Origin of the sequence: Streptomyces sp. NPDC007901, assembly GCF_042959465.1 — a bacterium.
Lineage (GTDB): Bacteria > Actinomycetota > Actinomycetes > Streptomycetales > Streptomycetaceae > Streptomyces.
Map to the genome: position 1 here is coordinate 456,722 of NZ_JBIBKW010000008.1, position 12,525 is coordinate 469,246.

General features: G+C 70.8%; 13 protein-coding genes and 1 pseudogene. 13 read left to right on the plus strand and 1 reads right to left on the minus strand.

Annotated features, from left to right (window positions below):
- The first annotated feature begins 52 nt into the window (after positions 1 to 52).
- Positions 53 to 751, plus strand: a complete 699-nt coding sequence (locus tag ACFZDK_RS27580) for a histidine phosphatase family protein (protein ID WP_390976468.1) — start codon at positions 53 to 55, stop codon at positions 749 to 751.
- 24 nt (positions 752 to 775) lie between these two features.
- Here ACFZDK_RS27580 and ACFZDK_RS27585 read toward each other — a convergent pair whose 3' ends face one another.
- The gene (locus tag ACFZDK_RS27585) at positions 776 to 913 is read right to left on the minus strand and encodes a hypothetical protein (protein ID WP_390976470.1); all 138 of its coding nucleotides are present in this window, start codon (positions 911 to 913) and stop codon (positions 776 to 778) included.
- Between the two features lie 226 nt (positions 914 to 1,139).
- On the opposite strand from ACFZDK_RS27585, the gene ACFZDK_RS27590 reads away from it, so the two are divergent.
- The 12 genes and pseudogenes from ACFZDK_RS27590 to ACFZDK_RS27645 all read left to right on the plus strand — a co-directional run.
- The gene (locus ACFZDK_RS27590; protein WP_390976471.1) at positions 1,140 to 1,415 is read left to right on the plus strand and encodes a hypothetical protein; all 276 of its coding nucleotides are present in this window, start codon (positions 1,140 to 1,142) and stop codon (positions 1,413 to 1,415) included.
- A 1,028-nt stretch (positions 1,416 to 2,443) separates the two neighbouring features.
- On the plus strand, positions 2,444 to 3,508 hold the full coding sequence (locus ACFZDK_RS27595; RefSeq protein ID WP_390976473.1) for a substrate-binding domain-containing protein: 1,065 nt from the start codon (positions 2,444 to 2,446) through the stop codon (positions 3,506 to 3,508).
- A gap of 47 nt (positions 3,509 to 3,555) precedes the next feature.
- On the plus strand, positions 3,556 to 5,121 hold the full coding sequence (locus ACFZDK_RS27600) for an ATP-binding cassette domain-containing protein (protein WP_390976475.1): 1,566 nt from the start codon (positions 3,556 to 3,558) through the stop codon (positions 5,119 to 5,121).
- Positions 5,114 to 6,154 carry an ABC transporter permease gene (locus ACFZDK_RS27605; protein WP_390976476.1) on the plus strand — a complete coding sequence of 347 codons (1,041 nt, stop codon included), beginning with the start codon at positions 5,114 to 5,116 and terminating at the stop codon, positions 6,152 to 6,154. Before ACFZDK_RS27600 ends, ACFZDK_RS27605 begins: the two co-directional genes overlap by 8 nt.
- Positions 6,155 to 6,247: 93 nt before the next feature.
- Positions 6,248 to 7,573: an enolase C-terminal domain-like protein gene (locus ACFZDK_RS27610; protein WP_390976477.1), complete on the plus strand. Its 1,326-nt coding sequence runs from the start codon at positions 6,248 to 6,250 to the stop codon at positions 7,571 to 7,573.
- Complete coding sequence (locus ACFZDK_RS27615) at positions 7,566 to 8,450, plus strand: amidohydrolase family protein (protein WP_390976479.1); 885 nt, start codon at positions 7,566 to 7,568, stop codon at positions 8,448 to 8,450. Before ACFZDK_RS27610 ends, ACFZDK_RS27615 begins: the two co-directional genes overlap by 8 nt.
- 25 nt (positions 8,451 to 8,475) lie before the next feature.
- The gene (locus ACFZDK_RS27620; protein WP_390976480.1) at positions 8,476 to 8,913 is read left to right on the plus strand and encodes an RbsD/FucU domain-containing protein; all 438 of its coding nucleotides are present in this window, start codon (positions 8,476 to 8,478) and stop codon (positions 8,911 to 8,913) included.
- Positions 8,910 to 9,953 (plus strand): alcohol dehydrogenase catalytic domain-containing protein, encoded by a 1,044-nt coding sequence (locus ACFZDK_RS27625; protein ID WP_390976481.1) that lies wholly within the window; start codon positions 8,910 to 8,912, stop codon positions 9,951 to 9,953. The genes ACFZDK_RS27620 and ACFZDK_RS27625 overlap by 4 nt, the downstream gene beginning before the upstream one ends.
- Complete coding sequence (locus ACFZDK_RS27630) at positions 9,950 to 10,711, plus strand: SDR family oxidoreductase (RefSeq protein ID WP_390976482.1); 762 nt, start codon at positions 9,950 to 9,952, stop codon at positions 10,709 to 10,711. Before ACFZDK_RS27625 ends, ACFZDK_RS27630 begins: the two co-directional genes overlap by 4 nt.
- Entirely contained in the window at positions 10,708 to 11,337 is a 630-nt protein-coding gene (locus ACFZDK_RS27635; RefSeq protein ID WP_390976484.1) for a bifunctional 4-hydroxy-2-oxoglutarate aldolase/2-dehydro-3-deoxy-phosphogluconate aldolase, read from the plus strand. The genes ACFZDK_RS27630 and ACFZDK_RS27635 overlap by 4 nt, the downstream gene beginning before the upstream one ends.
- Entirely contained in the window at positions 11,334 to 12,371 is a 1,038-nt protein-coding gene (locus ACFZDK_RS27640) for a PfkB family carbohydrate kinase (protein ID WP_390976486.1), read from the plus strand. Before ACFZDK_RS27635 ends, ACFZDK_RS27640 begins: the two co-directional genes overlap by 4 nt.
- A gap of 22 nt (positions 12,372 to 12,393) precedes the next feature.
- A pseudogene (locus ACFZDK_RS27645) lies at positions 12,394 to 12,525 on the plus strand (aldo/keto reductase); the annotation flags it as partial.

Sequence of the window (12,525 nt, forward strand, 5' to 3'; positions counted from 1 at the left end):
GTGGGTCTCACCCCGTCCAAAGCGATGCCGGGCCAAGAAGGAGGTCGGTCCCATGTCGATCCACCTGACGTTTCTGTGCGCGCCCGGCGGTGACGCCGCCCTGGATCCGCTGCTCGGCGACGCTCCCCTGAGCGAGCGCGGCCTGCGTCTGGCCGGCGCCGCGAGAGCAGTGCTCTCTCCCCACGAGTGGGCCATCCGGGCGCCCTCGACCCGTTGCTCGCAGACTGCTGACGCCATCGGTCTGGTGGCGGCGTCCGAGCCCCTACTGCGCGATCTCGACGTGGGCAGATGGCGCGGTCGGACCGTCGGCGAAGTCGCCGCAACCGATCCCGACGGGTTCAGCGCCTGGCTCACGGATCCGGATGCCGCGCCCCACGAAGGGGAGTCCGTACGCCAGCTCTGCCGCCGATCGGCGGACTGGCTGAGCAGCGTGACACCCGACACGGGCCACGCGGTGGCGATCACCGAAGCAGCCGTTGTCCGGGCCGTGCTCATTCATGCTCTGGCCCTACCGGCAAGAGCTTTCTGGCATCTCGCCGTGCCGCCCCTGAGCGCGGTCTTCCTCACCCGGCGAGGCGGCTACTGGGACGTCCAGTGCGGCTGCGTCTCGCCCCAGGAGTCCCGGCGACGGTTCCTGCCGCGGCCGGCGGCGCTCGCAGGCGCCGAGAGCGACAGGACCGTGCCGGTCCACCTGGCTGACGGGAAACGCTCGAGGCCCTTGCCGGACACCATCCTCACCGGCTGTGGGTAGGGCCCGACCAGCGCGTTCGAAGCCTCAGGTGATACCGAGCCGGAACCAGCCGGCCCAGCCGCCCGACGCGTGCCACCACGTGCTGTAGGCGGTTCCGTCCGTGCCGACCGCGAGCTCACGGCCGCCACCGCGCTGCGCCCGGCCGCGGCCCACGGGGTGCACATCTCCACGGTGTCCGTGTACGAGGGGTGGCCGCACCAGCCGCCCACCGACAGAGCTCCCCGCTCCTCGACTGCCCGGCGGACGCCGATGAGTCGTCCGGCAACAAGGAGTCCCGGGGCATCCCCGACTTCCCCGCCAACTTCAGCCTGGCGGCGGCTACGTCCAAGGACACGGCCACCACCTCACCCCGCTCGGCCTGCTGGCCTCCCCTCGCTCCTTCGGGGCCATGGGCAGCGGATCCACCCTCTGGATGGTCGATCCCGCGCGCGAGCTGGTCTTCGTCTACTTCGCCGCCGGCCTCGTGGAGGGGCTCTCGCACTTCCAGAACCTCCAGAAGCTGTGCGACCTGGCGCTCGGCAGTCGCATAGAGGCCCGTTCACACCACACATCGCAGCTGTTCGCGCGAGTGACAGCAGCGTTGTCGAACGCCGCACGTCGGCGGACTCCGCCGTCCTCCGAGCAGAACCGCGGCGCTCCGCGCGCCTCTCGGCACGATGAATGAACAGGCAGCGTCCCGCGGCGAGTTGCAGGGGACAAGCACCGCGCGTTCCGGTACGGGGCCCACGACGATCTCCGCGCAGAGGGCAGCCCGCGACGTGTCCCACCGAGGCGGGTGGGGGCCTCGCGGGTGTGGCAACACCCGCCACCTGTGGGCGGGCCGGGTGCACCGGGTGGGGCCGACGCGCGATCAGCCCTTGGCGAGTCGGTGGTGTCGTGCCGTGTGCGCTCCGGTCCGCCCGCGCCGACCATCCGGCCGGCCTCCGACGTGATCTTCCGCAGCCAGACGTGGGCGGGGTCGCGCTCGTACGACGGCCGTGGCACCGCCCGGGGGAAGCAGGCGGGCGGCGCGTTCGGGGAGCAGACCCACCCGGCCGGTGCCCGCGACGAGGCATGGCCCGGGAGGAACGTTCTCGGTGACGATCTCCACGCGCGGTTCGACGCATTCCTGCGCCGGTGGCCACGGCTCTTGTCACACGATCGGTGAACCGCCGAAAGACCTCACTCACTGCTGGCTCTTTCCAACGGAGCCCCTGAGGGGAGTTCTCCGCGAAGTACCCGTTTCCCACTGCCGTGTTGAGAGCTTCGTTGAACGCAGCCCGCTGACGTCGGGCTCTCCGAGCCGCACGGCCTTGCCGTTTCATCCGGCTGAGCCGAGCCCCAGCCCGGCATGCGCACCAGACCCGTGTCCTCACGCAGATGGCCGGACTTCCCGCATCGCAGGCAGGGCTGCTGACGGGCTCATGACCAGCAGGTTTGCAGTCGAGAAGTCAACCTGGCCTCCCCTTCAAGCAGGGCAGGCGCAAGAGACATCCCATCACGGATTGGCAACATTGATGGGATGGATCCGTCAGCAAGGCCTCGCAATGGCCCTCCACCTGGGTCATCTTGCGGCAATCTCCAGAACTTTCAACCCACCCCCTGGACATCCCGCCGAGCCCGACCTATAAACATCCCATCTCTCCGTCAGCGACACACCACTGTCGCACCGGCGTAACAACCCCGCTCCGGGACCAGCGCGAGGAAGTACCCATGGGACTCAGAACCGCACTCAGCTCCACCGCGTCCGTCGTCTGTGCACTGACGCTGCTCAGCGCGTGCAGCAGCGGCTCCGGCACGTCCGCCTCGTCGAGTGACAAGCCGCTCGTGGGCGTCGACTACCCGCGGTCGGACACCGACTTCTGGAACTCGTACATCAAGTACACGCCCGACTTCGCGAAGCAGATGGGCCTGTCCCTGAAGACCACGAACTCCCAGAACGACGTCGCCAAGCTCACCGCCAACGCCCAGACGTTCATCAGCCAAGGCGTCAAGGGCATCGCGATGGCGCCGCAGGACACCGCCGCCATCGCGCCGACCCTGGCCCAGCTCGAGGCGAAGAAGATCCCCGTCGTCACCGTCGACACCCGCCCCGACAGCGGCAAGGTGTTCATGGTGGTGCGGGCCGACAACCGCGCCTACGGCGAGAAGGCCTGCCAGTTCCTAGGCACGAAGCTCGGTGGCAAGGGCAAGGTCGTCATGCTGGAGGGCGGCCTCGACTCGATCAACGGCCGTGACCGCACCGAGGCGTTCAACGACTGCATGAAGAAGAACTACCCCGGCATCAAGGTGTTCGGCGAGGCGACCAACTGGGACGGCGCGGTCGCCGCGCAGAAGCTCCAGACGGACCTGACCGCCCACCCGGACATCAAGGGCGTCTACATGGAGTCCAGCTTCGCCCTGCCCGGCACCCTGCAGGTACTCAAGCAGAAGGGCCTGCTGGTGGATCCGAAGGACAAGAAGCACGTCTTCATCGTGTCCAACGACGGCATCCCCGAGGAGCTCAAGGACATCGCCGCCGGCAAGATCGACGCCACCGTCTCCCAGCCCGCCGACCTGTACGCCAAGTACGCCCTGTACTACCTCAAGGCCGCGATCGACGGGAAGACGTTCAAGCCGGGCAAGACCGACCACGACAGCACGATCATCCAGGTCCGTGACGGTCTGCTGGAGGACCAGCTCTCCGCACCCCTGGTCACCTCCGACGGCGCCAGCTACGGCGGCGTTGCCAGCCTCAAGAGCGACGACACCTCGCTGTGGGGCAACCACCTCGGCTGACCCGCCCCCTCAGGCACCCAACGGCTATCCAGAACAAGGCGGTTGAGATGAGCGACGGGGAGCGTACTGTCACCCCCGCGCCCGCCCCGGCGGACGACGGGCGGGCCCCCGCAGCCCCGCCCGTCGTCGAGGCGACGGGCATAGTCAAACGATTCGGTCCCACGGTGGCCCTCAACGGCGCCCGGATCACCATCAGGCCCGGCAAGACCCACGCACTCGTCGGCCGCAACGGCGCCGGCAAGTCGACCCTCGTGTCCGTCCTGACGGGCCTGCACTCCCCCGACGAGGGAACGGTCACCTTCGGCGGCGACCCCGCACCACGACTTGGCGACCGCGACGCCTGGCGACAGCGCGTGGCCTGCGTCTACCAGAAGTCGACGATCATCCCCGCGCTGACCGTCGCCGAGAACCTCTTCCTGAACCGGCACCACCACGGCCCCCACCGGCTCATCAGCTGGACCGGCGTACGCCGACGGGCCAAGGAGCTGCTGTCGACCTGGTCGGTGGACGTCGACCCGCAGACCCCGGCCGGCGATCTCAGCGTCGAACAGCGGCAGTTCGTCGAGATCGCCCGGGCACTGTCCTTCGGTGCCCGGTTCATCATCCTCGACGAGCCCACCGCACAGCTCGACGCGGCGGCGATCAACCGGCTGTTCGACCGCATCCGCGACCTGCAACGCCAAGGTGTGACCTTCCTGTTCATCAGCCACCACCTGCAGGAGGTCTACGAGATCTGCGACGTGGTGACGGTGTTCCGCGACGCCCGGCACATCGTGACCGCCCCGGTCGCCGACCTGCCCCGCACCGAACTGGTCGCCGCCATGACCGGCGAGGCCGCCGCCGACCGGCGGCAGGAACGCTCCACCACCCTGGACGACAGCACCGCACCCGCGCTGTCCGTGCACACGTTGGGCAGCGACGACACCTACACCGACGTCACCTTCCAGGTGGGCGCCGGCGAGATCGTCGGCCTCGCGGGCGCCGCCGCCAGCGGACGGACGGAGGTCGCCGAGACCGTCGTAGGACTGCGCGCCGCGGCGACCGGGGACCTGGAGATCGCCGGGCGTCGGCCCCGGCCGGGCAGCGTGCCCGACGCGCTCGCGGCCGGCGCCGGGTTCGTCCCGCAGGACCGGCACCACCAGGGTTTCGTGCCCGACATGTCGATCGCCGACAACGCGACCCTGTCCGTGCCGAAGCGGCTCGGGAAGAACGGCTTCCTCAGCCGCGGCCGACGCGACCGGCTCGCCGAGGGCATGATCGAGAACCTGGCCATCAAGACCCCCGGCCCCGACCTGCCCGTCTCCGCCCTGTCCGGCGGCAACCAGCAGAAGGTCGTCATGGCCCGCGCCCTCGCCGACGACCCCCGCCTGCTGGTCCTGATCAACCCGACCGCCGGCGTGGACGTGCGCTCCAAGGAGTTCCTCCTCGGCAAGGTCGAGGAGACCGCCGAGTCCGGCGCCGGAGTGCTCATCGCCTCCGACGAACTCGACGACCTGCGCATGTGCGACCGGGTCCTGGTGATGTTCCAGGGCCGGGTCACGACAGAGATAGCCCGCGGCTGGCACGACCACGACCTCGTGGCCGCGATGGAAGGAGTGGACCTCAATGCCTGAAACCGTCCTCGCGGACGCCGCCGCCCAGGCCGTGGAACCCAAGCAGAAGCGCATCGCGCTGCTCGGCGGCCGGATCCCCCTGGCCCGGCTGCGCGACCTGGCGCTCGTCCCGGCGATCGTCGTCATCGCGATCGTCGGCCAGATCGTCAACCCGGTCTTCCTGCAGGCCGACAACCTCATCAACGTCCTGCAGACCATGTCGGAGATGGCCCTGCTGGTCCTCGCCCAGACGATGATCCTGATCGTCAAGAAGATGGACCTCTCCCTGGAGTCCACGATGGGCCTGGCGCCCGGCGTCGCGGCCTGGCTGGTCGTCCCGGCCGGCGCCGGACACGGACTCGGGCTGCTCCCCGGTGCCTGGGCCATCCCCGTCACGCTCGCCACAGGTCTGCTGATCGGCGTGATCAACTCGCTGCTGATCATCCGCTTCGGTCTCAACGGCTTCATCGTCACGCTCGGCATGCTGATCGTGCTGCGCGGCGTCCTCACCGGCATCTCCGGCGGCCAGACCTTCTTCCAGCTGCCACAGTCGATGCTCTACCCCGGCACCGCCGAATGGTTCGGCATGCCCGCCTCCATCTGGATCTGCCTGGCCCTGTTCGCGATCGCGATCGTGGTGCTCGGCTGGACCAGCTTCGGCCGCTCCCTGTACGCCATCGGCGGCAACGTCGACGCCGCGAAGGCGGCCGGCATCCGCACCGACCGGGTGTTGTGGATCGTCATCGTCACCGGCAGCCTGCTCGCCGCCCTCGCCGGACTGATGCTCTCCGGACGCCTGGCCTCGGTCGCCTCCGCGCAGGGCAACGGCTACATCTTCACCGTCTTCGCCGCCGCCGTCATCGGAGGCATCAGCCTCAACGGCGGCAAGGGCACCATGTTCGGGGCGTTCTGCGGCATCCTGCTGCTCTTCATGATCCAGAACGTGCTCACGCTGGCGGGTGTCCCCGCCCAGTGGATCGGCGCCCTCAACGGCCTGATCATCCTGGTCGCCCTCGCCATCTCCCGCATCACCGGCGGCAAGGTCCAGGAGTGACCCGGGCGGCCCCACCGGCCGCCCGACCTCCGCCGCGTTCACGTCTCGTCGCAAGGGGACCCATCTCCCTTGCCCCTTACAGGAGTTGCCGCCATGTCCTCCCCCGTGCCCGCATCCCCCCGCATCATCGCCCTGGACGTCCTGGACGTGCGGTTCCCGACCTCCGAACACCTCGACGGCTCGGACGCCATGAACCCCGAGCCCGACTACTCCGCCGCCTACGTGGTCCTGCGCACCGATGCGGGCGACGGGCTGGAGGGCCACGCCCTGGCCTTCACCACCGGACGCGGCAACGACGCCCAGGCCGCCGCCATCGCCACCCTTGCCCCGCACGTGGTCGGCCTCTCGGTCGAGGAAGTCTGCGCTGACCTCGGCGCCTTCTCCCGTTCCCTCGTGCACGACCCCCAACTGCGCTGGCTGGGACCGGAGAAGGGCGCCATCCACATGGCGACCGGCGCCGTCGTCAACGCGGCCTGGGACCTCGCGGCCAAGCGTGCGGGCAAGCCGGTGTGGCGCCTCCTCGGCGAGATGTCGCCGGAGGAGCTGGTCGCGCAGGTCGACTTCCGCTGGCTGTCCGACGCCCTCACCCCCGAGGAGGCACTGGAGATCCTGCGCCGCGCCGAACCCGGCCGCAAGGAGCGCATCGCCCACGTGCTGGAGCGCGGCTATCCCGCCTACACCACCACTCCCGGCTGGCTCGGCTACTCCGACGAGAAGCTGGCCCGCCTCGCCCGCGAGGCCGTCGCGGACGGCTTCACCCAGATCAAGCTGAAGGTCGGTGCCGACCTGCAGGACGACATACGGCGCCTGCGCACCGCCCGCGAGACGGTCGGCCCGGACATCCGCATCGCCGTCGACGCCAACCAGAGATGGGACGTCCAGCCCGCCATCGACTGGATGCGGGCCCTGGCCCCCTACGACCCGTACTGGATCGAGGAGCCCACCTCCCCCGACGACATCCTCGGCCACGCCGCAATCCGCAAGGCACTCAGCCCCATCAAGGTCGCCACCGGCGAACACATCGCCAACCGCGTGGTGTTCAAGCAACTGCTGCAGGCCGGCGCGGTCGACATCGTGCAGATCGACTCCGCCCGCGTCGGCGGCGTCAACGAGAACATCGCCATCCTCCTGCTCGCCGCCAAGTTCGGCGTGCCGGTCTGCCCGCACGCCGGCGGCGTCGGCCTGTGCGAGATGGTGCAGCACCTGTCGATGTTCGACTACGTCGCCGTCTCCAGCAGCACCGAGGACCGGGTCATCGAGTACGTCGACCACCTGCACGAGCACTTCGTCGACCCGGTCCGCGTCGTCGACGGCCACTACCTCGCCCCGACGCTGCCCGGGCTGAGCGCGCAGATGTATCCCGCCTCGCTCAAGGAGTACAGCTACCCCGACGGCCCGGTCTGGTCCGCCCGTGTCTGAACTCCTCTCCCTGGTCGACGCCCACCACCATGTGTGGGACCTGGACCACCGCCCCCAGCCCTGGCTCGACGAACCCGGCCACGAGCCGATCCGCCGCAGCCACGGCATCGAGGACCTGCGACGGGCCGCCGACCGGTCCCTCGCGGGGCGGAGGCTGACCAGCACGGTGGTGGTGCAGTGCGTCGCCTCGGTGGCGGAGACGGCGGAACTGCTCGACCTCGCCGACCAGGACTCGCTGGTCGGCGCGGTGGTCGGCTGGGCGGACCTGACCTCCCCCGCGATCGGCGACGTACTCGACGAACTGCGTTCCGCGCCCGGGGGCGGGTACCTGCGAGCCCTGCGTCACCTCGTCCAGGGCGAGTCCGACCCTGAGTGGCTGCAACAGCCGTCCGTCGAGCGGGGCCTGCGCGCCGTACAGGAGCGGGACCTCGGCTACGACGTGCTCATCCGCAGCCACCAGTTCCCCCAGGCGATCCGTCTCGCCCAGCGCTTCCCGGACCTGCCCCTCGTCCTGGACCACGCGGGCAAACCACCCATCGGACAGCACACGCTCGCCGACTGGATGCGCAAGGTGCGCGCACTGGCGGGCTGTCCCCAGGTGCGCTGCAAGGTCTCCGGACTGATCACCGAGGCCGACCATGACACGTGGACCCTCGACGACATCCGCCCGGTCTGGGACACCCTGCTGGCCGCCTTCGGCCCCGAGCGGCTGATGTTCGGCTCCGACTGGCCCGTCTGCGTCCTCGCCGGAGGCTGGGCCCGCTGGGCCGAAACGGTCGAACACCTGCTGGGTTACTGCTCCCCGCACGAGAGGCAGGCGGTGCTATGCGACACGGCGACCGCCTTCTACCGGCTGTCCGACCACGAGAACGACTAGTAACGACAAGTAAGGAGAGGACTGCGTGCTGCTGACCGAACTGCTGCACCCCGGCATCCTCGAAGCGCTCGCCGGAGCCGGGCACGGCGCCCGTGTCCTGCTCGCCGACGGCCACTACCCCGCCAGCACCGCGGTCGGCGAACGGGCCAGAACCGTCCACCTCAACCTGGCACCCGGCACCCTCGACGTCACCACCGTCCTGGACGTGCTGCTGCGCGCCCTGCCCGTGGAGTCGGCGCAGGTGATGGTGGAGCCCGAGAGCGAGCCGGAGCCACCGGCCATCGCCGAGTACCGCTCCAGACTGGCGCCGGTCCCGGTCGACACGCTCGGCCGCTTCGAGTTCTACGACGCCGCCCGCTCCCCCGACCTGGCACTCGCCGTCGTCACCGGTGACACCCGTACCTACGCCAACCTGCTGCTGACCATCGGTGTCCGCGCGGAAGGGACCCTGACCCCACGATGACTCTCGCCGTCCGTTACACCTCGGCCCGCACGCTGGACACCGCGCCCGCCGCCGACTCGGAGCCCGGCCCCGGCGAGGTGGAACTCGCCCCCGCCTACGTCGGCATCTGCGGCACCGACCTGCACATCTTCCACGGCGACATGGACGCCCGGGTCGCCGCGCCCGCCGTACTGGGACACGAGATGGCGGGCCGGATCGTCCGCGTCGGGCCCGGCGTCGAGGACTGGCGGCCCGGGGACGCGGTCACCGTCATGCCGCTGCGCTGGGACGGCACCTGCCCCGCCTGCCGCGCCGGTCACCAACACATCTGCCAGCACCTGGACTTCATCGGCATCGATTCCCCCGGCGCCATGCAGCAGCGCTGGACGGTGCCCTCCTCCACCCTCATACGGCTGCCCGAGACCCTCCCGCTGGACCAGGCCGCTCTCGTCGAGCCGACCGCGGTCGCGGTGCACGACGTGGGCCGGGCGGCGGTGAAGGACGGCGAGAAGGTCGTCGTGGTCGGCGGCGGACCCGTCGGCATCCTCATCGCCCTGGTCGCACGCGCCGCCGGGGCCGAGGTGCGCGTGGTCGAAGTCAACGCCCACCGCAGGCTGCTCGCCGAGGAGTTGGGCCTGAGCACGTGGGACCCGGCCGCCGCCGACATCACCGAACTCGTCCAGCGGTGGACGGACGAGGCCGGCGCGGACGTCGCCTTCGAGGTCTCCGGCGCTGCGGCAGGCGTCGAGACCGCGGTCGAAGCACTCGGTGTGCGCGGCCGGTTGTGCCTGGTCGCCATCCACCCACGGCCCCGCGAGATCAACCTGCACCGTTTCTTCTGGCGCGAACTCACCCTCGTCGGCGCTCGGTTGTACGACCGCGGCGACTTCGAGCGGGCCGTCGCCCTGGTCGCCGACGGCACCGTCCCCGCCCAGCGGCTGATCACCAAGATCGTGCCACTGACCGAGGCACCGGCCGCCTTCGAGGCGCTGGAGAGCGGCGGAGACGTGATGAAGATCCTCGTGGACTGCACCGACGGCACCCAGGGAGCCGCGGTATGAGCGCCTTCGACCTCACCGGAAAGCTCGCCGTCGTCACCGGCGCCCGCCGCGGCATCGGCCGGGCGATGGCCCGCGCGCTGGCTCAGGCCGGCGCGGACGTGATCGGCGTCAGCGCCAATCTCGAGGAGTCCGGCAGTCAGGTGGAGAAGGACGTCCTCGCCGCCGGGCGCTCGTTCGAGGCGATCCGCACCGACTTCGCCGACCCCGACGCCGTACGGGCCCTGGGCGCGGGCCTCGCCCGGCGCGAACGCCCGGTGGACATCCTCGTCAACAACGCGGGCACCATCCGCCGCACCCCCGCCGCCCAACACGGCGATGCGGACTGGGAGTTGGTGCTGCAGGTCAATCTCAGCGCCCAGTTCGCGCTCACCCGGGCCGTGGGCGCCACGATGGTGGCCCGCGGACACGGCAAGGTCGTGTTCACCGCCTCCCTGCTCAGCTACCAGGGCGGTATCAACGTCCCCGGCTACACCGCCGCCAAGCACGGCATCGCCGGACTGACCAAGGCACTGGCCAACGAGTGGGCGCCGCACGGAGTCAACGTCAACGCCATCGCCCCCGGCTACATCGCCACCGACAACACCCAGGCCCTCCAGGACGACCCGGCCCGCAGCAAGGCCATCCTGGAGCGCATTCCCGCCGGACGCTGGGGCACCGCCGACGACCTCGCCGGCGCCACCGTCTTCCTCGCCTCCCCCGCCTCCGACTACATCCACGGCACCACCCTGCCCGTCGACGGCGGATGGCTCGGCCGATGACCGCCGACCTGGCCGCGGTACTGGCGGGGTCGCGCCTGCTGCCCGTGCTCACCGTGCCGTCCGTCGCGAGTGCCGGCCCCCTGGCCGACGCGCTCGCTTCGGGCGGCGCCCGCTGTGCGGAGGTCACCTTCCGCACGCCGGATGCCGAGCGGGTCGTCAAGGCGATGGCGGCGCACGGCGCTCTGACCGTCGGCGCCGGCACCGTGCTCACCGCCGAGCAGGCGGAGCGGGCCGTGGCGGCCGGGGCCCGCTTCCTCGTCTCGCCCGGCTTCGACGACGAAGTCATCGACGCAGCACGCGAGTTGGGGGTACCGGTCGCGCCGGGGGTGGCGACGGCGAGCGAGTTGATGCGCGCGTTGAAGGCGGGCGTCGACACGGTCAAACTGTTCCCCGCCGAACCGCTCGGCGGCACCGGGATGCTCCGCGCGCTCGCGGCTCCCTTCCCAGGCGCGCGCTTCGTCCCGACCGGCGGCATCGGCCCCGACCAGCTGCCCGCCTACCTCACCCACCCCTCGGTGCTCGCCGTGGGCGGAAGCTGGATCGCCACCCCCGGCCACCTCGAACGCGGCGACTACGACGAGATCCGCCGGCTGACCGCCGAGGCAGTGGAGAGGACGGCACCGTGACCGACGTGATCGCCCTGGGCGAGGTGATGCTGCGCTTCGACCCCGGCGAGGGCCGGATCCGCACCGCCCGCACCTTCCAGGTCTGGGAGGGCGGCGGCGAGTACAACGTCGTACGCGGTCTGCGCCGCTGCTTCGGTCTGCGCACCGCCGTGGTCACCGCCCTGGCGGACAACGCGGTCGGCCGGCTCGTGGAGGATCTCGTCCTCCAGGGCGGCGTCGACACTTCGCACATCCGCTGGGTCGCGGCGGACGGCATGGGACGCACGGCCCGCAACGGCCTGAACTTCGTCGAGCGCGGCTTCGGCATCCGCGGCGCGCTGGGTGTCAGCGACCGCGCGAACACCGCCGTCTCCCAGTTGCGCAAGGGGGACGTCGACTGGGACGCGGTGTTCTCGGCCGCGGTGCGCTGGTTCCACACGGGCGGGATCTTCGCCGGCCTGTCCGACACCACCGTCGACGTGGCCGACGAGGCGATGGCGGCCGCACGCCGGCACGGCGTCATCGTCTCCTACGACCCCAACTACCGGCCCAGCCTCTGGGACGGCCGGGGCGGCGCCGAGCGCGCCCGCGAGACCGACCTGCGCCTGGCCCGGCACGCCGACGTCGTCGTGGGCGCGCTCGGACTCACGGGCCCGCATCCGGGCGCCGTGCGGCTCACCGACGACGAGGTACCCGACGCTCTCGCCTCGGTCGCCTCCCAGCTGCCACAGGCGACGGTGCTGGCGACGACCCTTCGCGAGGTGCCCTCTGCCGGGGTCAACGACTGGTCCGCGCTCGCCTGGTCATCCGAGACCGGCCTGGTGAGCGGCCCCCGTATGCCCGGTCTGCACGTCCTGGACCGCATCGGCTCCGGCGACGGCTTCGCCGCGGGCCTCATCTACGGGCTGCTCACCGGCGCCGGACTGGAGCGCGCCCTCGCCTACGGCACCGCCCACGGCGCCCTCACCATGACCACGCCCGGTGACGTCTCCATGGCCACCCTTGCCGAGGTCGAGGCGCTCCTCGCGGGCGCCACGGCACACGTACGACGCTGAACGACCCTTTCAGGAGAACCCCTTGCGCCGCCGTAAGATCCGCAACACCGCCGTCGAGCTCACCGAGCTCGGCTTCGGTGCCTCCGTCATCGGCAACCTCTACCGCACCACCACCGCCGAGGACGCAGCAGCCGCCCTCGACACCGCCTGGGAC